The organism is Stenotrophomonas maltophilia R551-3, from assembly GCF_000020665.1.
Classification (GTDB): domain Bacteria; phylum Pseudomonadota; class Gammaproteobacteria; order Xanthomonadales; family Xanthomonadaceae; genus Stenotrophomonas; species Stenotrophomonas maltophilia_L.
The window spans coordinates 2,406,723-2,427,814 of record NC_011071.1; the positions used below are offsets into that span (position 1 = coordinate 2,406,723).

Below are 21,092 nucleotides of genomic sequence, written 5' to 3' on the forward strand. Positions count from 1 at the left end.
TTCAAACGGACGTGAACCATGCGTTTTTCCCTGCTCGCCGTCACACTGGCCGCTGTTCTTCCGGTCGCGCACGCCAGCGCCGCCGAGGCACCACTGCCGCAGTTGCGGGCCTACACCGTGGATGCTTCCTGGCTGCAGCCGATGGCACCGCTGCAGATTGCTGACCACACCTGGCAGATCGGCACCGAGAACCTGACCGCACTGCTGGTGCAGACCGCCAAGGGGGGAGTGCTGCTGGACGGCGGCATGCCACAGATGGCCAGCCACCTGCTGGACAACATGAAGGCGCGCGGCGTGGCCCCGCAGGACCTGCGGCTGATCCTGCTCAGCCACGCACACGCCGACCATGCCGGGCCGGTGGCGGAGCTGAAGCGCCGTACGGGCGCCAAAGTAGCGGCCAACGCCGAATCGGCGGTGCTGCTGGCGCGCGGTGGCAGCGACGATCTGCACTTCGGTGATGACATCACTTATCCGCCAGCCAGTGTCGATCGCATCATCATGGATGGCGAAGTGGTCACCGTGGGCGGCATCGCGTTCACCGCGCACTTCATGCCGGGGCACACCCCGGGCAGCACCGCGTGGACCTGGACCGATACCCGCGAGGGCAAGCCGGTGCGCATCGCCTACGCCGACAGCCTGAGTGCACCGGGATACCAGCTGCAGAGCAACCCCCGTTATCCGCACCTGATCGAGGATTACAGGCGCAGCTTCGCGACGGTGCGGGCGTTGCCCTGCGACGTGTTGCTGACCCCGCATCCGGGTGCCAGCAACTGGGACTACGCCTCCGGCAGCAAGGCCAGCGCCAAGGCGCTGACCTGCAAGGCCTACGCGGATGCGGCCGAACAGAAGTTCGACGCACAGCTGGCCAAGGAAACAGCCCGCGCCCGCTGATTCTGTAGAGTCGAGCTTGCTCGACTGAAGCAGAGCAGTCGAGCATCGCTCGACTCTACAAAAAAGCAAGTCGAGTGTGGGCTCGACTCTACAAAGAGCAAGCCGAGCGTGGGCTAGGCTCTACACAGGACGCGTGGAAGGGTGCCGGTCAATACCACCGGCACCCGTGACTGTCAGCCGCCCTGGCCGTGCTGCGCGAACGGCTCGGTGGTGCCATCGGTGCGCACCAGCTCGACGGTATACGGCTGCACGTAGCCGTCCGGCATTTCCATGCCCGGCGAACCGGCCGGCATGCCGGGTAGCACCAGCCCACGCGCCGCCGGACGTTCGGCCAGCAGTCGCTTGATGTCCTCGGCCGGGATGTGGCCTTCAACCACGTAACCACCGATCTCGGCGGTGTGGCAGGACGCCTTGCCGACCGGCACACCCAGCCGGACCTTGATCGGGTTCATGTCATCGGTATCGCGCACATCCACCTGGAAGCCTTCGGCCTTCAGGTGGTCGACCCATATGCCGCAGCAGCCGCAGCTGGCGGTCTTGTGCACGATGGCGATGGGTAGTGCCGGATCCACCTGCGACGGGCTGGCCTTGATCGGTGCCGCCGGGGCTTGGCTGTCAACCGGCGCAGCAGGCGATTCTTCGGCAGCACGCGCGCAGGCGGTGGTGGCCAGCACGGTGCCCAGCAGCAGGCCGAGGGAGAGAGAGCGGTTCATGGTGTTGATTCCTTTGCAGATGCGGGCAACGCGGCCCGCTGCCTGCGCATCGAAGGCACAGGCAGAGTCGAGAATGAGTCGAGCAGCTACGGCAGGCGCTTGAGGCCTGCAGGGAATCACACGATGGGCGGCCGTAGCGGATCCGGCATCGGCGGCGGTGCGCGTTGCTGGGCGCTGGCTGGCAAAGGCGCCTCACGCCAGGGTGACGCTGGCGTTCCGCTCAGGGTGGCCAGCATGCCGAGGCTGGCCGGCGGGCATTCGCACTCATTGCTCTGGCAGACCGTTGATGCTGCCTCGTCGCAGCATCCGGCCATGGCCGCCGAATGCGGTGCGGCGCAATGGTCCGCGCTGGACTGCGCCGCGTACGAGGATGAGGCAACCGCAAGCGCCGGTGCGTTCAGCACCAGGGCAAGGAGGAGCATCCATCGCAGCAGCAGGCCAGGCAGGTTCACCCGACGATGATAGCCGATGCGCGGGTCACGCAATCGCCGCCACCATTGCGCTCATCCGCACCGGGATCGACTTGGCCGCTGGGGTACCGCTGACCCGGTCGTAGTAGTCCAGCGGCAACAACGGGTTCAGTTCCGGGTAGTAACCGGCCAGGGCGCCGCGCGGCATCGGGTAGTCCAGCACGGTCAGGCCTTCGATGCGCCGCTGCACGCCATCGCCGCTGATCGTCTCCAGGCAGACCAACGCCTCCTTCTCCAGCCCGCGCGCCAGCCGGTCCTCGATGTTCATGAACAGCACCATGCGGTCGTTGTACACGCCGCGGTAGCGGTCGTTGTAGCTGTAGATGGTGGTGTTGTACTGGTCGTGCGAGCGCACCGTGGCCAACCGCAGCATCCCGGGATCGTCCACCGGCGCGTCCACGTCCAGGCCTGGCATCACCAGGATGTTGGCCTTACCGTTGGGCGTGGGCCACACCCGACGGCGCGGTGGAATGTCCAGGTGGAAGCCATGCGGCTGCTGGATCCGCTCGTTGAAGCCGGCGTAGATCTCCGGGTACACCGCCGCGATCAGCTCCCGGATGGGAGCGTAGTCATGCATGCACCCCGCCCAGTCGACCTTGCTGTGCGGCAATGTTGCCATCGCCATGCGGCAGACGATCTCGACCTCCGGGAGCACGTCCGTGCTGACCGGCTCGAGCACGCCGCGCGAAGCGGTCACGTTCGACATCGCGTCTTCGATGGTGACGAACTGCTCGCCGGCAGGCGTAACGATGCGCTCCGAACGCGCGACTACCGGCAGAATCAAGGCATCGCGGCCATGCACCAGGTGACCCCGATTGAGCTTGGTGGCGATGCCGACCGTCAGCTCCAGGCCGCGCATGGCCTCGTACGCGCGCGGCGTATCGGGCACGGCGTGGATGAAGTTGCCGCCCATACCGATGAACACCTTGGCGCTGCCGTCCAGCATCGCCTCGATCGATTCGACCACGTGATGACCGTGCTCGCGCGGCGGATCGAAGCCGAACACCCGCTGCACGCGATCCAGATAGGCCGGCTTGGGTTTCTCGTCGATGCCGACGGTACGGTCGCCCTGCACGTTGGAATGGCCACGGATCGGTCCGATGCCTGCGCCGGGCTTGCCGAAGTTGCCACGCAGCAACAGCAGGTTGGCCACCTGCTGCAGCAGGGTCGATCCATACTGATGCTGGGTCAGTCCCATGCCGTAGCAGATCACCGTGGCCTTGGAGCGGATGTAGATCTCGGCGCAGCGGCGGATCTGCGCCTGCGTGATGCCGGAGACCTGCACGATCTCGTTCCAGTCCTGTGCCATCACGTCCGCGCGCAGTGCGTCCAGGCCTACCGTGTGCTCAGCCAGGAAATCGTGGTCAAGCACGCGCTCGCCCTGCGCTTCGCGCTCGAACATCACCTTCATCATGCCCTTGATCAGGGCCAGGTCGCCGCCGATGCGGATGTGCACGAACTCGCTGGTGATCTCGGTCGAACCGAACGTGGCCATCTGCACCATGTCCTGCGGTTCGGCGAAACGGATCAGCGCGCGCTCGGGCATCGGATTGACCGCCACGATCGGGATGCCGCGTTTGCGCGCCTCGACAAGGTTGCTCATCATCCGCGGCGAATTGGTGCCGGTGTTCTGGCCGATCACGAAGATCGCCTCGGCGTGCTCGAAATCCTGCAGCACGATGGTGCCCTTGCCCACGCCGATGGCCGGCGGCAGGCCGCGGCTGGTCGGCTCGTGGCACATGTTCGAGCAGTCCGGGAAATTGTTGGTGCCGAACTCGCGCACGAAGATCGAATACAGGAATGCAGCTTCGTTGGGCGTGCGGCCGGAGGTGTAGAACTCCGCCTGGTGCGGGCTGTCCAGCGCCTGCAGATGACGGCCGATCAAGGCAAACGCCTCGTCCCAGCTGCACGGCACGTAATGATCGGTGGACGCGTCATAGCGCATCGGCTCAGTCAGCCGGCCCTGCATCTCCAGCCAGTAGTCGGTCTGCGCCATCAGCTCGGTGACCGTGTGCTGGGCAAACAGCTCGCGGCCGGCACGGAACTGGGTGGCTTCCCAGGCCAGCGCCTTGGCACCGTTCTCGCAGAATTCCAGCTTCTTGCGTTCGTCGGCATCGGGGAACGCACAGCTGGGGCACTTGAAGCCACCGGGCTGGTTCATTGCCAGCAGCGCCTTCGAGCCCTTGCCGATCACACTCTGCTGCAACAGCACCTTGGCCGTGGCACCGGCGGCACCCCAGCCACCGGCCGGCTGGTTGTAGGGCTTGTAACGCGGCGGCTTCTGCTCGGACATGTTCGGGAACCTGGCGGGAGGAACACAACAATCAACGGCGCGAGACGGGCCGGATGCGGCTTCTGCAGCGCGACCAGCCCCGCAGTCAAGCACGGACAAGGCCGCTTCGCCAGAGGCAGACGCTGTTTTCAGCGCAGCCTGCCATGACAACGGTTACACCCGCGTCAGCGCCCGGCCACTGCGCTATTCTCGAAGCCGTGGGTGGTCCACCACCTGCGTATTTCCCTTGCCCGGACGCGCTGCATGCCTGACTCGACCCCGCCGCACACCCCGCCTGCCGGCACGGCCCAGCGCCCGTTGCAGCGCTGGCGCAGCGAGGGGCACCAGCAGCAGGTCGACGTGGTGGCCGAGGAAGTGCCGGTTGCACTGCGCTACAACGGCGCCGCCTTCGCGGTGATGATGGCCACGCCCTGCGACCTGGAAGACTTCGCGCTGGGTTTTTCGCTCAGCGAGGGGCTGATCACTACGCCCTCGCAACTGCTGTCGATCGAGGTCCGCCCGCAGCTGGAGGGCATCGAACTGCAGATGACCGTTTCCGACGACGCACCCGGCGCCGATCTGGATCCGGCCAATGGCCGCCTGCTGCCCGGTCGCGGTGGCTGCGGCCTGTGCGGCACGCGCCAGCTGGAGGATGTGCTGCGCCCGCTGCCGCAGATCCGCGAGCGCCGCACCTATCCTCATGCCGCGTTGCAGCGGGCGCTGGCCACGCTGGCGCAGCATCAGCCGATGAATGCGGTGAGTGGATCGACGCACGCCGCGGCCTGGGCCGATGCCAGCGGGCGGATTGGCTGGGTGCGCGAGGATGTGGGCCGTCACAATGCGTTGGACAAGCTGATCGGCGCCCTGCATCACAACGAGCACGCCATCGACGGTGGATTGCTGGTGATTTCCAGCCGCGCCAGCTATGAGATGGTCAGCAAGGCGATACGTGCGGGTGCCAGCGTGCTGGCAGCGGTGTCGGCGCCGACCGCGCTGGCGATCGACCTGGCCCGCAGTGCGGGACTGTGCCTGGTCGGGTTCGCGCGGGAGAGCGGGTTCAATGTGTATACCCATCCCGAACGGCTGCAGGCGGACGACAGCCACGATAACTGAGAACGGCCGGGAGCAAGACGCCCCCGGCCTGATGGACCTCAGCGCAGCGCCACCTTGGGGAAGTCCACCGGCACGTCGAACGCCACGTTGACGTAGTTGGTGAACAGGTTGAGCGCCACATGGGCGAGGATCTCGACGATCTGCTCGTCATCGAAGCCGGCTGCGCGCAGCGCCTGCACATCACCGTCGGTGATCTGTGCACGCTGTTCAACCACCTTCAGCGCGAAGTCGAGTGCCGCCGAGGTGGCCGGATCGCTGGACTGGCCGATCTGCGCGGCGGCCATCTGCTCGCTGCTGGCGCCGGCCTTGCGACCCAGCGCCGTGTGCGCGGCCAGGCAGTACCCGCAGGCATTGTGGTTGGCGATGGCGACGGCGATCTGCTCGCCCAGCAACGGCGACAGGCGACCGCCGCCCAGTGCGCCGAACGAGCCCCACATGCTCTGCAGGGCGGCCGGCGAATTGGCCACGGCGCGGAACATGGCCGGGGTGGCGCCGAAGGCGGCGTGGACCTGGCCCAGCAGCGCCTCGCGGTCGGCGGTGGTGGCGGAAGCATCGATCAGGGGGACACGGGACATGGTGGATCTCCTTGGGAAAGCGCCCGGGATTGGACGACCCGCTCATCCTAGGTAGACTCGACGGACGTATTGGTCGCAATCAGCCACACATGTTGTCCATTCGTCCATGAGCATGCCCGCCGACACCTCCGCACCCGACCGCCTCTCCTCTCTGCTGGAACGCTTCCGGGTGCAGGCCGCGCTGTTCCACAGCGGTCCTCTGTGCGGGCGCCATGTCTTCGAGCCGCAGCCCGGTCGGGCGTTCCTGCACATCCTGCGCCAGGGTGAAATGGAGGTCCGTCATCCCGATGGCGATATCGCGCTGCCGCGTTTGAAGATCGACGCGCCCAGCCTGCTGCTGTATCCGCAACCGCTGCACCATGTGTTCTTCAATGCGCCGCTGGATGGCCCCGACTTCACCTGCGCCACGCTCGATTTCGATGGCGGCGCGCGCAATCCCATCGTGCAATCGCTGCCGCCGGTGATGGTGGTGCCGCTGGCCGCGATCGACGAGCTGGACGACACCCTGCATCTGCTGTTCACCGAGGCCGACCGCCAACGCTGCGGTTCGCGGCTGCTGACCAACCGCCTGTTCGAGGTGGCGTTGATCCAGATCCTGCGCTGGGTGGTGGATCATCCCGATGCGGCCGGGGTCAGCCACGGGCTGATGCGTGGGCTGTCCGATGCGCGGCTGGCACGTACGCTGGTGGCAATGCACCAGGCGCCACAGGACGAGTGGACGCTGCCACGCATGGCCGCGACAGCCGGCATGTCGCGCAGTGCGTTCGCAGCGGTGTTCAAGGAGGTGATGCAGGCCACGCCGGCCAGCTATCTGCTGGACTGGCGACTGAGCCTTGCCTGCGCGCAGTTGCGTGCGGGCGTGGCGGTCAAGCAGGTGGCGATCGAAGTCGGGTTTGCCGATACCGCATCGCTGTCGAAGGCGTTCCGCAAGCGGTTGGGGGCGTCGCCCAGGGCGTGGTTGGCGGCGACCGCAGCACAGGTCGGGTAAATGGGTGAGGGGTAGAGTCGACCGCTGGTCGACTATCGCGCGCAGCGCGGGGTTTTCGTGAGCAGCCGACCAGCGGTCGGCTCTACCAAGAGCGACGTCCCCGCGTCGGTCGACGGCTCAGCTGGACGTTCCATCAGACTTCGCCAGCAGCCCGGCGATGCGCTCCGCTACCTGGGCGCGCACGCTTTCATCCAGCTGCCCTTCGTACATCGCTTCATAGATCCACAGGCCATCGGCCGCCAGCCGCGCTACGAAATTGTCGAGCGCGGCCGGATCCTGTTCCGCGGCCGACGGTGGCAACGGCGCCCAGCGCCGTACCGCCGGGCCCCACGGGCGCTCGTCGGCGTCCGGGTCAGCCGATTCGAGCATGAACATCAGCTCGGCACGGGTGGCGCTCTGCGCCGACACACGCACGAAGGTCTGGTAGCGCTCCAGCGCCGTGGCCTCGCCTGCGGTCTTGCCCAGCAGCGCCTCCATCGACGCTTCCCAGGCCTGCACCAGATGCTCGTCGATGCCGCGCAGCAGCGCTTCGCGCGACGGGAAGTGGTACAGCAGGCCGCCACGGGTCAGCTTGGCCTCGGCGGCCACCGACTCGAAGGTCACCGCGCGCACGCCGTCACGATTGATCACGTTGACGGCGGCGTCGAGGATGCGGTCGCGCTTGCTGGTTCTCATCGCGTCATTTTACGCGATCGGCCGCACCCTCGCGGCCACCGACGCGCCCCCGCAACAGGCGCGCGATGATCGCCGCGCCCACTGCCAGCACCACCGTGATCACCAGCAGCACGATCTGGTAGCCACGGTCATATGCGGCCGCGGCCAGCGCGAACCACTCGCCCTGCCCGCTTTCGCGTGCGGCATGCAGCGCCTGGGTGAAGCCCTCGCGGGCAAGCTCGGGCATGTCCGCCGGGACCGGCAGGAAGGCGCCGTACATTGCCGCACTCAGGCTGCCCAGCATCGCCACCGCGAGCAGGCCACCAAACTCGTAGGACACCTCTTCCACCGACGAGGCCATGCCCGCGCGGTGCGCCGGTACGTTGTTGAGGATGGCAGTGGACGCCACCGAGATGGCCGAGCCCATGCCGAAACCGGTGATCGCCATTCCCGCCACCACCCAGCCGAGGCCGTGCGGGAAGCCGAACGCCACAACACCGACACCCACGGCGCCAGCCGCCAGGCCACCGCAGATCAGCGGGCGCAGGCCCACGCGGTGCAGGATGCTGCCACCCAGCAGCGCACTGGGCAGGCTGCCCAGCGCCGCCACCGATACCAGCAGGCCTGCCTGCAGCGGTGTGAAGCCCGCCACCAGCTGGAAACGCTGGGTGGTAACCAGCTGCAGGCCAGCCATCGCGAACAGGGTGAATACCGCCGACAGCGTGCCGGCCAGGAACGCCGGATTGCGGAAGATCGCGAAGTCCAGCAACGGGTACGGCAACTGCCGCTGGCGACGTGCGAACGCCGCGCCGCTGATGACGGCCAGCAACAGCGCACCGGCACCCAGCGCATACGACGGCGGCGTGGCGATCAGCGACTTGATGGCCAGCACCAGGCCGGACAGCGCCGCCAATGCCAGCAACGAAGACACCAGGTCCCACGGCCGCGAGGTATCGCGCTGGCCTTCCGGTGCCAGCAGCAGGGTTGCAACGAAGGCCACCACCACCACCGGCACGTTGATCAGGAACACCGAGCCCCACCAGAAGTGCTGCAGCAGCCAGCCGCCGATGATCGGGCCGAGACCCGCACCGACGATGGCCACCGAGCCCCAGATCGCGATGGCAATGTTGCGCTCGCGCTCTTCGTGGAAGCTCAGGCCGATCAGCGCCAGCGTGGCCGGCATCATCGCCGCCGCACCGACCGCCAGGAACGCACGGGCGGCAATCAGCTGTGCGGCGCTGTCGGCGAAAGCCGCCGCCAGCGAGGCGGTGCCGAAAACCACCAGGCCGATCAGGAACATGCGGCGGTGACCGATGCGGTCACCAAGCGTACCGGCGCCCAGAAGCAGGCCGGCCATCACCAGCGGATAGGCGTTGATGATCCACAGCGCCTGGCCGGCACTGGCCGAGAGTTCCTCGGTGAGGGTGGGCAGCGCGGTGTACAGCACGGAGTTGTCGAGCGTGACCAGCAGCAGGCCAGCGGCGACAGTGAACAACAGTGCCCAGCGACGGGCACGCGACAGGGCCGGAGCGCCGGCCAAGGGCTGGGACAAAGCCATGGGGAAACCTGATGGGGTGGAGTACAGCCATAACTATACAGGATGTCCTGTATAGTTATGAGAAGGGCGCCAGACGTTCAGATTTCGTCCCGGGCAGTGTTCATGTTCCGGAGAACGGTAGCGCCGGGCCATGCCCGGCCAACGGGGTACCCGCAACAAGGCCGCCAGGCATGGCCCGGCGCTACCGGCAGTCTTCCGGCAGCGCGACGATCACCGACACCACCGCACCCTGCATGCCCTGCCCCACGGCCATGTCCAGCTCCCCGCCCGTTGCCCCATGCTGGCGCCGCAGTTCGTCCTCGCACAGGCCCCGCACCCGCGCACGCGCATTGGCACGCAGGCTGCTGCACCGCCAATCGGTGCCCCCCAGCGGCAACACCGAATACACCACGCTGTTGCAGGCGTTGCCTGCCCGCTGCTGCAGCGACAGGCCACCGAAATCACGCGGTTCGCTGCTGCTCTGTGGATCGAAATAGCTGTCCGGGAAGGTGCGCGCGTACTGTTCGATGTCCACCTGCATGCTGCGCCCACCGGCCAACGGCATCTGCAGCGGCTGGCCACAACGCGTGGCGTCTGCACGATGCTGGATGTACTGGTAGATCGGCCGGTCCAGCGTTGGATCCTGCTGGGTCACCGCACTGACCGCCGCCAGCACCGGCAACGATGCACGATTGGCCATACGCGCCAGCAGCCCCGTCTGTGCCGGCTGGCAGCGGTCGCGCAACGTGGCCGCCAGCAGGAACAGCACATCATTGCGAAAGGCGTGGTCTTCGCCCAGGCGTTGCTCGATGCGCTGGCTGGCATCGGCTGCCGGTGCCGGAAACGCGACCGCCGGAGGCTCCGGGACTACGGCGCGCCGCTGCCAGCACACCGCCAACGCTACGCCTGCTGCCGCCAACACCACCGCAGCGATGATCCAGCGCGCGCGCATCAGTTGTGGATCGCCGTCAGCGTCGCCGCTGCGGCGTCGTAGGACGCGCTGGCTATATCCGCATCGAAGCGCTTGACCTGCAGGCGACCGGCCAACCGGTACGGATCCCACAGGTCGCCCAGCGCGATCGGCGTGGCCAGGGTCACATGGATGATCTGGTTCGGCGGCGGTGGCGGCACATGGATGCAGGCCCCGTAGAACGGCACGAACAACAGTTCGTCGACCAGTCCTGCGTCGTTGGTGCCCAGCGGCACCACGTAGCCATCCAGGTCAACGGCGCGGCCATCGGCAGTTTCGACCACCTGCGATGAACCGAACTGCTTGGCGCGATCGGGACTGGAATGGTCGATCTCCTGCCCCGGTGGCGTGCCCGAGCCGGTGTCGTCGATCAGCCCGCCCACCCCGTCCATGCCATTGCGTGACAGGCCGATCAGCGGCGGCGGGCGCTGGTAGGTCACTTCGTCAGGCCGCAGTGCATCCCAGCGGTCGATGGGCGCCTCGGTCGTGGCCGGCTGCGCCGCTGCCGGTGCCGCGGTGACGGTCGCGGTGCCCCCACCCGCCTGCGTACACCCCAGCAAGCCCAGGCAGCACGCCAATCCGATCAGGACGCTACGGTTCATACGGCCTCAGCTGCGCATCGCGCATGGTGTAGGCGGAGCCGGCCAGATCATCGTCCAGCCGTTCGGCGCGCAGGGTGCCGGCCAGGAAGAACGGCGAATACATGTCCGGCATCTCGATCGGGCGCGGCAGCACTACGTGCACGATCTGGTTCGGCGGTGGCGGCGGCACATGGATGCAGGCGCCGTAGTACGGCACGAACAGGAATTCGGTCAGCCGCCCGTCCTGCGCGTTGGCCAGCGGCACCACGTAACCCGGCAAGCGCACCGGCCGCTGCAGTACGGTGTCCACGGTGCGGAACGTACCGAACTGCGGCATGCGCCGGTTGCCGTTGTGCTCGACCTCCGGGCCCTCGCCGCGCTCCAGCGCCGCCAGTTCTTCCTTCGGCATCATCTGCAACCAGTCCAGTTCCTGTTCCTCGGCAGCTGCCGGGGCATCGCGATCGACCACCGGTGACGGTGGCAGCGCCTGCACGCCGGTATCGACCGGGCGTTCGCAGGCGGTCAGCACCAGCAACATTGGCAACAGCGGCAACCAGCGCATGCTCAGCCCCCGGGTGACAGGCCATCGGCCAGCGTGCGCCGATAGGCCAGCAGCGCCGGTACCAGGCCGGCCACCGCGCTGATCGCCAGCACACCTGCGACCCACGCCAGTTCGCGGCCATGCGGCCAGATGTGGGTGATCGACAGGCCAAAGTTGGCCAGCGCCCAGCCACGCCCAGCCAGGCTGGCCACCACCAGTGCGGCCAGTGCGAGCACGCAGGCAAGCGCGCTGGTCGCCACTGCCTCCACCACCAGCAGGCTGGCGATATAGCCCGGGCGTGCACCGATGGCACGCAGCACCGCCATCTCGCGCCGGCGCTCCTGCAGGGTCGAGACCAGCAGCGCCACCAGCGAGACCATGCCCAGCAGCACCACCATCGCACTGATCAGCTGCAGTGCCCGCTCGGCGGTGCCCAGTGATTGCCACAGCTGCTGCAGGGTCACGCCGGGCAGGATCGCCAGCATCGCCTCATCCGGATACTCGTTGATCCTGCGCTGTACCGAGAACGTGGCGATGCGCGAGTTCAGGCCGAGCATGAAGGCGGTGATGCTGGTCGGGGTCAGGTCCAGATGGCGCGCCTGCTCGGCGCTGACACTCTGGCTGCGCAGCTGCACGCCGGAGCGCCAGTCGACATGGATCGCCTCGATGGCCGGCAGCGAGACCAGCACCGACGAATCGACCGGCGTGCCGGTGCGCTGCAGGATGCCAGCCACACGGAACGGCTTGTCGGCATGCGTTGCCAGCGTGACCGCGCCGGTGCCGTGGGCCAGCACGATCTCGTCGCCGAGGCCGACCTTCTGCGCGTGCGCCACCTCTGCGCCGATCACGGCGTCGTACAGATCGTCGAACGGCCGCCCCTGTGCAAACGCCAGCGCATGTCCCGCTCCGTAGCGGTAGTGCTCGAAGTAGCCGCCACTGGTGCCGACCACCCGGTAGCCGCGCCACGAATCGCCCAGCGACAGTGGCACCGCCCACTTCACCTGCGGCAGCGAGGACAGCTCCTGGTAGGACTGCCAGGACACGTTGTTGGTCGGGTCGCCGATGTGGAACACCGAATACAGCAGCAGGTTCACCGGCCCGGAGCGGGCACCGACGATCAGGTCCGTGCCTGAAACGGTGCTGGCGAAACCTTCATGCGCCTGCGTGCGCACGCGCTCAACACCGAGCAGCAGCACCACGCTGAGGGTGATCACCAGCACGGTGAGACTGACGCTCAATGCGCGGCTGCGCAGGCTGGCCCAGGCAAGTTCAAGCATGGGTGCCACCTGCGTGATTGATCTGCGACAACGCGATGGTGCGGTCGAACAAGGGCTGCAGGCTTTCATCGTGGCTGACCACCAGAACCGTGGTACCGGCGGCCCGGCACTGTGCGGACATCAGCTGCAGGAAGGCGGTCGCGGCTTGGCGATCCAGCGCCGAGGTCGGCTCGTCAGCCAGCAGTACTGCGGGGCGGCCGATCAGGGCGCGTGCGGCGGCCACGCGTTGTTGCTGGCCGACACTCAGGGTACCGGCCGCACGCTTGGACAGCGCCGGGTCCAGCTGCAGCGCTTCCAGCAGGCGCAGGATCTCGTCGTCCAGCGGCCCGCTGATGCGCTCACTGCGCACCGGAGAAAAGCGCAGGCCAAGCGCGATGTTGTCGCGCACGCTGAGGAACGGCAGCAGGTTGAACTGCTGGAAGATCACGCCCAGGTGATCGGCACGGAAGCGATCGCGCGCGGCACCCCGCATCATCTGCAGCGCGTGACCCGCCACTTCGACGCGCCCCCTGCCGGGTAGCAGGACGCCGGCCAGCAGGCCGAGCAAGGTGCTCTTGCCGCCACCGCTCACTCCACGCAACAGCACGCTGCTGCCCTGCTCTATCAGCAGCTGCGGGATATCCAGCACCAGGCGTGTTGCGTAGCCGAACTGCACATCCTCCAGGGCGATCACCGCTGGCGTGCTCACGGCGCCAGCACCACGCGCAGGTTGTCGGCACTCAGCACGCTGCGGTCCTGGCCGTTGGCCGTCGCACTGTTGACGATGACTTCGTGCAACCCGGGGAACAGCACCGGCAGGCGCACGACCAGGGCGCGCAATGCACTCGGATTCGTGCAGCGATACTGCAGGTTGGCACTGAAACCGGCGTGGCGATGCTGCCCGGCCGCTGGCGCAGCGGCGGTCGCAGCGAAGCCTTCGGCACTGGCGTCACTGCTGGCCAGGCGGCAGTTGGCGGCGGTGGGCAGGGTGACCCAGCTGCCGCCCTTCAGCAATGCCGTGGCGCGCGACAGTGCCGCCTGCTCGGTCGCGTTGGCGGGCGGTCGCTCGAAATCAAGAATGCCGATGCCCGGCGCCTGCAGGGCGAACTCCAGCGTTCCCTGGTCGAGAGCGAGATCAACAGTGGCCTGGCCGTGCACGTGTGGCGCGTGCTGGCGGACATCGTGTGCCTGGGCCGCGTTGGCAGCCAGCAGCAGGAAAAGAGCAGCAGGAAGCTTCATGGGGGAGACTCCAATTGTTACTATGTAACATAATGGACCACATCCCCCCGACCCCCGCAAGGGCTCTGGCCCAGCCGCCAACTTCGGCACGCTGGCATCCCCGTTTCGATCTGGCCGGCGCCTGGCTGTCGCTGGCCTGCGCCGCCCATTGCATCGCCCTCCCGCTGCTGCTGGCCTTCGTGCCGGCGGCAATGATGGCGCTTCGCTCGTTCCAGCACCCCGGCCACGGCGTGATGACGCTGCTGTTGATGATGTCGCGCTGGGAATGGTTGTTCGCATTGATGGCCTCGACGCTGGCGCTGGCCAGTACCACGGCCGGGCTGTACCGGCATGGGCGCTGGCTGCCGGTGCGGCTGGCCGTGGTTGGCGCGATCCTGCTGGTGTCGGCGTCGCTGTACCTGCCGTTGAAGGAATCGCTGCTCTGGCATGGCGTGGCCACCGCCTGCGGTGGCGTGCTGCTTGCATGCGCGCACATCGGCAACCGGCGGGCATTGCACCAGCACCGGTAGCGTTCCGAAGATGCCGGCCAGCGGCCGGCACTACCGTTTCGTTGGAAGCGCGGGCCGTCTGCGCCGCACCACCGCCGGTAGCGCCGGCCGCTGGCCGGCGCACGGCCCGCCTCCTCAGAAGCGGTAACCCACTTCCGCGCCGAAGATGCGCGGGCTGTCGACCGGTCCGTAGTAGTTGCCGTCGCGGCCGAAGGCCAGGTTGTCGAAGATCAGGCCGTTGATGCGGCGCTTGTTGGTCAGGTTCTGCACAAACACCCGCGCGCTCCACGGCCCGGTCTCGTAGCCCAGCTGAGCGCCGAGCACGGCCACTGCGGGCTGGAACGCGCGGTTGCGTTCATCCAGTGCACTGGAGCCGGTGAACTGCGATTCCAGCCGTGCATAGATGCCCGAGTCGAACTGATAGCGCGCCGCCAGATAGCCAGTGTAATGAGGGGTCAGCTTGACCCGCTTGCCATCCAGGTTCTGGTCCACGCTGACCCACAGCTTGGTGTACTTCGCATCGACGTAGCCCACATTCGCCATCAGGGTGAAGCCCGGCAGCACTTCAAACACGCCCTCCAGCTCGGCACCGCGGGAACGGATCGAGGCATCCGAACCTACGTAGTCCGACGAGATCGGGCGGCCGTTGGCATCGGTGGCCACCTGGATCTCCTGCCAGTTGTCCGAGGTGATGTGGAACAGCGCGCCGCCGATGTGGCCACGACCGCCGGCCAGGTTCATCTTGAAGCCCAGCTCATGGCTCCACATGCGTTCAGACTCGTAGCGCAGCACCTTGTCGTTGACCACATCGCTCTGCGCCGCAGCCAGATTGAAGCCACCCGGAATGTAGCCCTTGGCCGAGGCCGCGTAGAAGGACAGGTCGTCAGTGGCGTCGTAGCGCAGCGACACCCGCGGCAGCGTGGCCGAGAAGGTATGTGCCAGCGCGGCATCGCGGTACAGCACACGGCCACCGGCGCCCAGATCCAGCGCACCGGCACGCTGTTCGGTGGCGCGCCGTGCCTGCTCATGGCGCAGGCCGGCGCTGGCCGTCAGCTTCGGCACCGCCGGGAAGGTATAGCTGGCGGTGGCGAAGACGCTGTAGTCCTCGCCCTTGGAGGTCTGCCGCGGTGCCAGGTTGTAGCTGTCCAGCCCGTGCAGCGCCGGGCCGACGAAGGTGCCGAGGATCGAATCCTTGCTGTTGCGGTAGGTCGACACACCGGCCATCCAGGTCAACGCCTGGTCGCTGAGCGAGCTGAAGCGCGCCTCGGCCGTCCATTCCTTCTTCCTGTCGTAGATGCGACCGGCCAATGCCGGGCTGTTGGTCATGTCGAAGTCGTAGCCGGCCGAGGTCACCTCCTCGTCCCGCCAGGAAGCGGCCACGTCCAGCGTGCCGGCCTGCAGCTGCCATTGCGCACTGAGGCCGGCCACCGTTTCGTCCTTTTCGGTGCGCTTGGGCGCGTCGTTGATGTAGGTGAAGTCACCGGCACGGCGGCCGCCATTGAGCGATGTGCCGTAGGTGCGGTTGTAGAGGCCGGTATCCAGCGGCAGGTATTCATACTCGAACATGCCCGGCGCGCGGGTGCGCAGGTGATAGGCCAGCGCGTTCACCGAAACGTAGTCGCTCGGCCGCCAGCGCAGCTTGCCCTGGAGGTAGCCTTCGCCGACCTTGCCGCGCGCACCGGAAGGCGTGAGGTTCTTCAGGTAGGCGTCCTCATCGGAACCCATGAACGCCACCGAGCCGGACAGGCTGCCGTCCCGGCTCAGTGGCCCGGCGAGGAAGCCATCGATGGCGGTGCCGTTGCCGTTGCCGAACCAGGTGCTGCGCAGGTTGACCTCGCCTTCGCGCTTGTCCGCAGGACCACGCGTACGCACCAGCACCAGGCCGGATTCGCTGTTGGCGCCATACAACGTGCCCTGCGGACCGCGCAGCACCTCCACCGACTCGACCTGGTTGAGCACGGCATTGCTCAGTTCGCGGAACGGAATGCCGTCGATGTAGACCGAGGCACGATTGACCAGGAATGGATTGGACTCGATGCCGCGGATCGAGATGAACATGTTGCTGAGCTGGCCCATCGCATTGAACTTGACGTTCGGCGCGAGCTTGTCGAGGTCACGGAACTCGGTGACGCCCGCTTCTTTCAGGGCCTGCCTGTCGAGCACCGTCACCGACAGATCGCTCTTCAGGTAAGGGGTATCGCGCTTGGAACCGGTGACGCGGACACCGTCGAGCGTGGCCGGGTCGGCCTGCTGGGCAAGGGCGGGCAAGGCAGGAACGAGCAGGGATGCTGCGATGAGCGCGGCAGCAGGCGTAGACGACTTCAAAGCGGGAACCTCGACGGATGGAGTGGCGGACGCGCGGGCGGCGGCAGCGCGGGACAAGAGTGTTATCCTGTAACATTAGCGTCCTGCCGCCACTCCATTTCCGGCAGCGCCGCTCCATTCCCGGATCCGTGATGCCCGCCCTCGCCGACCAGTTGCTGCAGGAAACCCGGTCGCAGGCCCCTGCTGCCTACGCCAGCGATGACGGTGCGGTGGTGCTGCTGCGCCATCGTTTCGACGCCAGCGAAGGCGAGATGGGCCATCCGCACCAGCTTCGCCTGGGCCTGGCCGTGGACGGCGGCGGACGGCTGCAGCAACGCACCCTCAACGGCCTGCTGCAGGCGCCGTGGCGGCCCGGCCAGTTCAACCTGGTGCTGCCGGGAGACACCGGCACCTATGCCAGCCCCGCGGTCGATCTGCTCGGCATCGCCATCGATACCCGCCTGCATCCGCAGGATCCGCAGCGGTTGCAACACCTGCAGCCGCTGGCGGCGCGGCTGCACCACGACCCGGTGATCACTTCGGTACTGCAGGCGTTGTGGTGCAGCGCGCAGGCCGATGTTTGCCTGCCCGGCTTCCTCGAGCATGGCGCCCAGGTCCTGCTGCATCGCCTGGGTCAGCTTGCCGGACTTCCCTGCAGGGAACGCGGCAGGGACACGGCACTGTCCACGCGGCGACTGCAGCAGCTGGAGGCTTACATCGATGCACAGCATGGCCAGCCTCTTGAAGTCGCACAGTTGGCCGCTGCGGTGCAGATGGACCCGTCCACGTTCGGTCGTGCGCTGCGCGCCGCCACCGGCCTGCCACCCTATGCGTTCCTGACCCGACGCCGCATGCAATGGGCGCGCGGGGCACTGGCCCAGGGATGCAGCGTCACCGAGGTTGCGCTGGCCAGTGGCTACGCCAATCCCAGCAAGTTCAGCGCGGCCTTCCGGCGTGTGGTCGGTTGTTCGCCGTCAGCCTGGATCGCGCAGTCGCGGGCCCGGTAGCGCCGGCTGCGGGCCGGCAGCCAACATTACAGACCGGTAATGTTCGCGTCAGGGCAGCGAAAGGCGCGCTGCATCACCCTGAGGGCAACTTCCCGACAGGCGTTCCCGCACATGATCCGCTCCCTGCTCCGCCCCACCTCGCTCGCCCTGCTGCTGTCCGGCCTTGCGGTCGCACCGCTGGCGCTGGCCCATCCCAGCCTGGTGCGCGCAACGCCGGCCGCCGACGCCACCGTGGCCCCGGCCAGCCAGATCGAGCTGCAGTTCAGTGAAAAGGTGATGCCGCGTGCCACCCGCATCGAACTGAGCATGGACCATGGCCGCATGAAGATGGCGATGCCGACCACTGCGCAGGAGATCTCAGAGGACGGCCACACCCTGCGCGCGCGCTTCGCCAAGCCGCTGCCTGCCGGCACTTACGCGCTGCAGTGGCGCGCGGTCGGCCAGGACAGCCACCCGATCACCGGCAACTACCGCTTCACCGTGAAGTAAGGCCACCGCTGTGGCCGAGCTTTCGCCGTATGCGCTGCGGCTGGTGCTGTATGCCGTGTTGATGCTGCTGTTCGGGCGGATGCTGTTCGTCCGGCCCGGGCTGCCGCGCGGCGTCTCGCTGACGCTCACCGTGATCGCGTTGGTACTGGTCATCACCGACGCGGTGACCCGGTTGTCCGGCGTGCTTGGCGTATCGCCGGCCGACATCGACGGCGAGACCGCGCGCTGGTTTCTTGCCGGTACGCCGGTGGGTGAAGCGGGCCTGCTGCGCATCCTGGCCGTACTGGCAATGTTGCCACTGCTGGCCATCAACCGCCCCGTACAGGGCCTGCGCCGCCTCGCACTGCTGGCACTGTCTGCCAGCGCATTGGCCAGCCTTTCCTGGAATGGCCATGCCGCCGCCGGCGACGGGCTCGGCGGCACGCTTCGGCTCGGCGCCGGCATGCTGCATCTGCTGGCCGCCGGCGCCTGGGTCGGGGCGATCGCCGCCATCCTGCAGCTGGCGCTGCGACCGCAGGGCCTGCGTCTGCGCGAACGCACCCGCGAGCTGTGGCAGGCCGCGCACAGCTTCGCTGTGCCCGGCACAATCATCGTCGCCCTGCTGGCGATGACCGGCACCTATACCTATGTCGATCTCGGCGGCTCGCTGCACACCCTGGCCGAAACCGCACATGGGCGCTGGCTGCTGCTCAAACTGGCCCTGGTCGGCGGCATGCTTGGGCTGGCCGCGCTGCATCGCTGGCGGCTGGTGCCGGCGCTGGCGGTTTCCATCCGCGGAGGCTGGCAACCCAGGCCACTGCGTTCGCTGCGCCACAGCCTGGCCTGCGAAGCGGTGCTGGCGCTGCTGGTGCTGGCCTGTGTAGCGGTACTCGGCACCCTGGACCCGGTGGCATGAACCACCGCTGCCGACCCACCCGCAAGCTGCGATGATGGCCGCATCATGAAACTGCTGATCGTCGAAGACGAACCCAAGACCGGCAACTACCTGCGCCAGGGCCTGATCGAGGCCGGCTATGTGGTCGACCTCGCCAGCAACGGCATCGACGGCCTGCATCTGGCCGAGAGTGGCGAGTACCAGCTGGTCATCCTCGATGTGATGCTGCCCGGCCTGGATGGCTGGACCGTGCTGTCGCGGCTGCGTGGAGCCGGCTGGCCGCTGCCGGTGCTGTTCCTGACCGCGCGCAGCAGCATCGCCGACCGCGTGCAGGGCCTGGAGCTGGGCGCCGATGACTACCTGGCCAAGCCCTTCGCTTTCGCCGAGCTGCTGGCGCGCGTGCGCACGCTGCTGCGCCGCGGCCAGGCGGTGCCGCAGGTTGAACGCATCGTCATTGCCGACCTGGTGGTGGATACCCAGCGCCGCCGGGTGGAGCGTGGCGGCCAGCGCATCGCGCTCAGCCAGAAGGAGTACACCCTGCTGGAGCTGCTGGCACGCCGCCGTGGCGAAGTGCTGCCGCGCTCGCTGATCGCCTCGCAGGTGTGGGACATGAACTTCGACAGCGACACCAATGTCATCGATGTGGCGATCCGCCGCCTGCGCGCCAAGATCGACGATGATTTCGCCGACAAGCTGATCATTACCGTGCGCGGCATGGGCTATGTACTGGAGGCGCCGGACGACGGCGCCGCGCGCAACGGATGAGCCTGCGCCGCTCCATCGCGGTGCGGCTGACGCTGCTGTTCGCCACCGTGGCCACGCTGGTGCTGGCGGCACTGGGCGTGGCGATCTATGTCAGTGCCCGTCACGATCTGGTCGCACAGGATTTCACCGAGCTGGAGAACAAGGTCGCGTTGATCAGCGACCTGGCCGGCAATGGGCCTGCGTCCGTTCGCTGGCAGCGACTGGCAGAGGCGCTGAGCCACCATCCGGATATCGCCTTCCATATCGTTGATGGAGACGGCACCGTGCTGTTTTCCACCGCGCCAGCGCTGCTGCGCGAACACGCACGCAGCCAGCCTGTCGACAGTGCCTTCCGTCGGCACGACTGGATCCTTGCCGACGGAACGTGCATGCATGCACTGCACCTGCGCCAGACCCTGGCCGACGGCAGCCAGCTGCTGATCCTGCTGGCCATTGATGACGCCCGCCATGCAGACTTCCTGCAGCGCTTCCGCCACCTGCTGGCGATCGCCATCATCGGTGCCGCCGTGGCCAGCAGCCTGCTGGGTGGCTATGTGGTGCGGCGAACGCTGCGGCCGCTGCGGACGCTGGCCGATGAAGCCCGTCAGATCACCGCAGGGCGCCTGCAACGGCGGTTGAACGCGCGCAGCGCGCCGGCCGAGCTGGAACAGCTGGCGCAGACCCTCAACGGCATGCTGGCGCGATTACAGCAGGACTTCGCGCGCCTGACCGAATTCTCCGGTGATCTGGCCCACGAGCTGCGCACGCCGATCACCAACATGCTGACCCAGGTACAGGTGGTGCTGGCCCACCCGCGCAGCAACGAGGCCTACCGTGAGACGCTGGCCTCGTGCGCCGAAGAACTGCAGCAGTTGGCGCAGACCGTGGGTGACCTGCTGTATCTGGCGCAGGCCGAGGCGCCGGGCGCACTGCCTTCGCGCGAGCCGGTGGCGCTGGATGCGGTGGTGGATTCGCTGCTGGAGTTCTATGGGCTGCTGGCCGAGGACCGGCAATTGGCCCTGCGCCGCGACGGCGACGTGCGCGTGGAAGGCAACCGGCTGATGCTGCATCGGGCAATCGCCAACCTGTTGTCCAATGCGTTGAAGCATGCGGTGCCAGGAAGCGAAGTGGTCGTGCGGCTTTCCGGGATTGATGGCGTGTGCCGGATCAGCGTGCACAACAGAGGCACGCCGATTGCCGCCGAAGCCCTGCCGCGCCTGTTTGACCGTTTCTACCGGGGCGAGCGAGGCCGCCATGAAGGCGTCGGGCTGGGTCTGGCGATTACCCGTGCCATCGTGCAGGCGCATGGCGGCAGCGTGAGCGTTGCGTCGGACGAAACCGGCACTGTGTTCGAACTGGTGTTGCCAAGCGCTGCCACCTGGTAGT

At 67.4% G+C, this 21,092-nt stretch carries 22 protein-coding genes; 9 read left to right on the forward strand and 13 right to left on the reverse strand.

Features of this window, described 5'->3' with window-relative positions; translation table 11 throughout:
* Positions 1-18: 18 nt before the first annotated feature.
* Positions 19-891, forward strand: coding sequence for a L1 family subclass B3 metallo-beta-lactamase (blaL1, locus tag SMAL_RS10930; protein WP_012511194.1), 873 nt, complete (start codon positions 19-21; stop codon positions 889-891).
* Positions 892-1,064: 173 nt separating this feature from the next.
* Here blaL1 and SMAL_RS10935 read toward each other — a convergent pair whose 3' ends face one another.
* The 3 genes from SMAL_RS10935 to SMAL_RS10940 all read right to left on the reverse strand — a co-directional run bounded on the left by SMAL_RS10935 (position 1,065) and on the right by SMAL_RS10940 (position 4,367).
* Entirely contained in the window at positions 1,065-1,604 is a 540-nt protein-coding gene (locus SMAL_RS10935; RefSeq protein WP_012511195.1) for a DUF411 domain-containing protein, read from the reverse strand.
* A 116-nt stretch (positions 1,605-1,720) separates the two neighbouring features.
* A complete protein-coding gene (locus tag SMAL_RS20790) occupies positions 1,721-2,056 on the reverse strand; it encodes a hypothetical protein (protein WP_079993562.1) in 336 nt (111 codons plus the stop codon).
* 25 nt (positions 2,057-2,081) lie between these two features.
* Positions 2,082-4,367, reverse strand: a complete 2,286-nt coding sequence (locus SMAL_RS10940) for an FdhF/YdeP family oxidoreductase (protein WP_012511196.1) — start codon at positions 4,365-4,367, stop codon at positions 2,082-2,084.
* Between the two features lie 243 nt (positions 4,368-4,610).
* Here SMAL_RS10940 and fdhD point away from each other — a divergent pair, with 243 nt between their 5' ends.
* A complete protein-coding gene (fdhD, locus tag SMAL_RS10945) occupies positions 4,611-5,459 on the forward strand; it encodes a formate dehydrogenase accessory sulfurtransferase FdhD (RefSeq protein WP_012511197.1) in 849 nt (282 codons plus the stop codon).
* Between the two features lie 38 nt (positions 5,460-5,497).
* On the opposite strand, the gene SMAL_RS10950 is transcribed toward fdhD, so the two are convergent.
* Positions 5,498-6,034, reverse strand: a complete 537-nt coding sequence (locus SMAL_RS10950) for a carboxymuconolactone decarboxylase family protein (protein WP_012511198.1) — start codon at positions 6,032-6,034, stop codon at positions 5,498-5,500.
* 106 nt (positions 6,035-6,140) lie between these two features.
* On the opposite strand from SMAL_RS10950, the gene SMAL_RS10955 reads away from it, so the two are divergent.
* Positions 6,141-7,022 (forward strand): AraC family transcriptional regulator, encoded by an 882-nt coding sequence (locus tag SMAL_RS10955; RefSeq protein WP_012511199.1) that lies wholly within the window; start codon positions 6,141-6,143, stop codon positions 7,020-7,022.
* Positions 7,023-7,139: 117 nt separating this feature from the next.
* Here the strand turns inward: SMAL_RS10955 and SMAL_RS10960 are convergent, their stop codons facing one another.
* From SMAL_RS10960 to SMAL_RS10995, 8 genes are all read right to left on the reverse strand, one after another.
* Positions 7,140-7,697, reverse strand: a complete 558-nt coding sequence (locus SMAL_RS10960; RefSeq protein WP_012511200.1) for a TetR/AcrR family transcriptional regulator — start codon at positions 7,695-7,697, stop codon at positions 7,140-7,142.
* 4 nt (positions 7,698-7,701) lie between these two features.
* A complete protein-coding gene (locus SMAL_RS10965; RefSeq protein WP_012511201.1) occupies positions 7,702-9,234 on the reverse strand; it encodes an MFS transporter in 1,533 nt (510 codons plus the stop codon).
* 181 nt (positions 9,235-9,415) lie between these two features.
* The gene (locus SMAL_RS10970; protein WP_012511202.1) at positions 9,416-10,165 is read right to left on the reverse strand and encodes a hypothetical protein; all 750 of its coding nucleotides are present in this window, start codon (positions 10,163-10,165) and stop codon (positions 9,416-9,418) included.
* Entirely contained in the window at positions 10,165-10,785 is a 621-nt protein-coding gene (locus SMAL_RS10975; RefSeq protein WP_012511203.1) for a DUF3299 domain-containing protein, read from the reverse strand. The genes SMAL_RS10970 and SMAL_RS10975 overlap by 1 nt, the downstream gene beginning before the upstream one ends.
* Positions 10,775-11,326 carry a DUF3299 domain-containing protein gene (locus tag SMAL_RS10980; protein WP_012511204.1) on the reverse strand — a complete coding sequence of 184 codons (552 nt, stop codon included), beginning with the start codon at positions 11,324-11,326 and terminating at the stop codon, positions 10,775-10,777. The genes SMAL_RS10975 and SMAL_RS10980 overlap by 11 nt, the downstream gene beginning before the upstream one ends.
* Before the next feature lie 2 nt (positions 11,327-11,328).
* On the reverse strand, positions 11,329-12,582 hold the full coding sequence (locus SMAL_RS10985) for an ABC transporter permease (protein WP_012511205.1): 1,254 nt from the start codon (positions 12,580-12,582) through the stop codon (positions 11,329-11,331).
* Complete coding sequence (locus tag SMAL_RS10990; RefSeq protein ID WP_032129457.1) at positions 12,575-13,270, reverse strand: ATP-binding cassette domain-containing protein; 696 nt, start codon at positions 13,268-13,270, stop codon at positions 12,575-12,577. The genes SMAL_RS10985 and SMAL_RS10990 overlap by 8 nt, the downstream gene beginning before the upstream one ends.
* Positions 13,267-13,800, reverse strand: a complete 534-nt coding sequence (locus tag SMAL_RS10995) for a ZrgA family zinc uptake protein (protein WP_012511207.1) — start codon at positions 13,798-13,800, stop codon at positions 13,267-13,269. Before SMAL_RS10995 ends, SMAL_RS10990 begins: the two co-directional genes overlap by 4 nt.
* Before the next feature lie 32 nt (positions 13,801-13,832).
* On the opposite strand from SMAL_RS10995, the gene SMAL_RS11000 reads away from it, so the two are divergent.
* A complete protein-coding gene (locus tag SMAL_RS11000) occupies positions 13,833-14,309 on the forward strand; it encodes a MerC domain-containing protein (RefSeq protein WP_012511208.1) in 477 nt (158 codons plus the stop codon).
* Positions 14,310-14,423: 114 nt separating this feature from the next.
* Here SMAL_RS11000 and SMAL_RS11005 read toward each other — a convergent pair whose 3' ends face one another.
* Positions 14,424-16,556 (reverse strand): TonB-dependent receptor, encoded by a 2,133-nt coding sequence (locus tag SMAL_RS11005; protein WP_041864527.1) that lies wholly within the window; start codon positions 16,554-16,556, stop codon positions 14,424-14,426.
* Between the two features lie 188 nt (positions 16,557-16,744).
* Between SMAL_RS11005 and SMAL_RS11010 the strand changes: the two genes are divergently transcribed.
* The 5 genes from SMAL_RS11010 to SMAL_RS11030 all read left to right on the forward strand — a co-directional run bounded on the left by SMAL_RS11010 (position 16,745) and on the right by SMAL_RS11030 (position 21,091).
* Positions 16,745-17,599 (forward strand): helix-turn-helix domain-containing protein, encoded by an 855-nt coding sequence (locus SMAL_RS11010; RefSeq protein ID WP_012511210.1) that lies wholly within the window; start codon positions 16,745-16,747, stop codon positions 17,597-17,599.
* Between the two features lie 111 nt (positions 17,600-17,710).
* Complete coding sequence (gene copC / locus SMAL_RS11015) at positions 17,711-18,088, forward strand: copper homeostasis periplasmic binding protein CopC (RefSeq protein ID WP_012511211.1); 378 nt, start codon at positions 17,711-17,713, stop codon at positions 18,086-18,088.
* A 10-nt stretch (positions 18,089-18,098) separates the two neighbouring features.
* The gene (copD, locus tag SMAL_RS11020) at positions 18,099-18,983 is read left to right on the forward strand and encodes a copper homeostasis membrane protein CopD (protein ID WP_012511212.1); all 885 of its coding nucleotides are present in this window, start codon (positions 18,099-18,101) and stop codon (positions 18,981-18,983) included.
* 45 nt (positions 18,984-19,028) lie between these two features.
* On the forward strand, positions 19,029-19,727 hold the full coding sequence (locus tag SMAL_RS11025; protein WP_006370165.1) for a heavy metal response regulator transcription factor: 699 nt from the start codon (positions 19,029-19,031) through the stop codon (positions 19,725-19,727).
* On the forward strand, positions 19,724-21,091 hold the full coding sequence (locus SMAL_RS11030) for a heavy metal sensor histidine kinase (RefSeq protein ID WP_012511213.1): 1,368 nt from the start codon (positions 19,724-19,726) through the stop codon (positions 21,089-21,091). Before SMAL_RS11025 ends, SMAL_RS11030 begins: the two co-directional genes overlap by 4 nt.
* Position 21,092 lies beyond the last annotated feature (1 nt).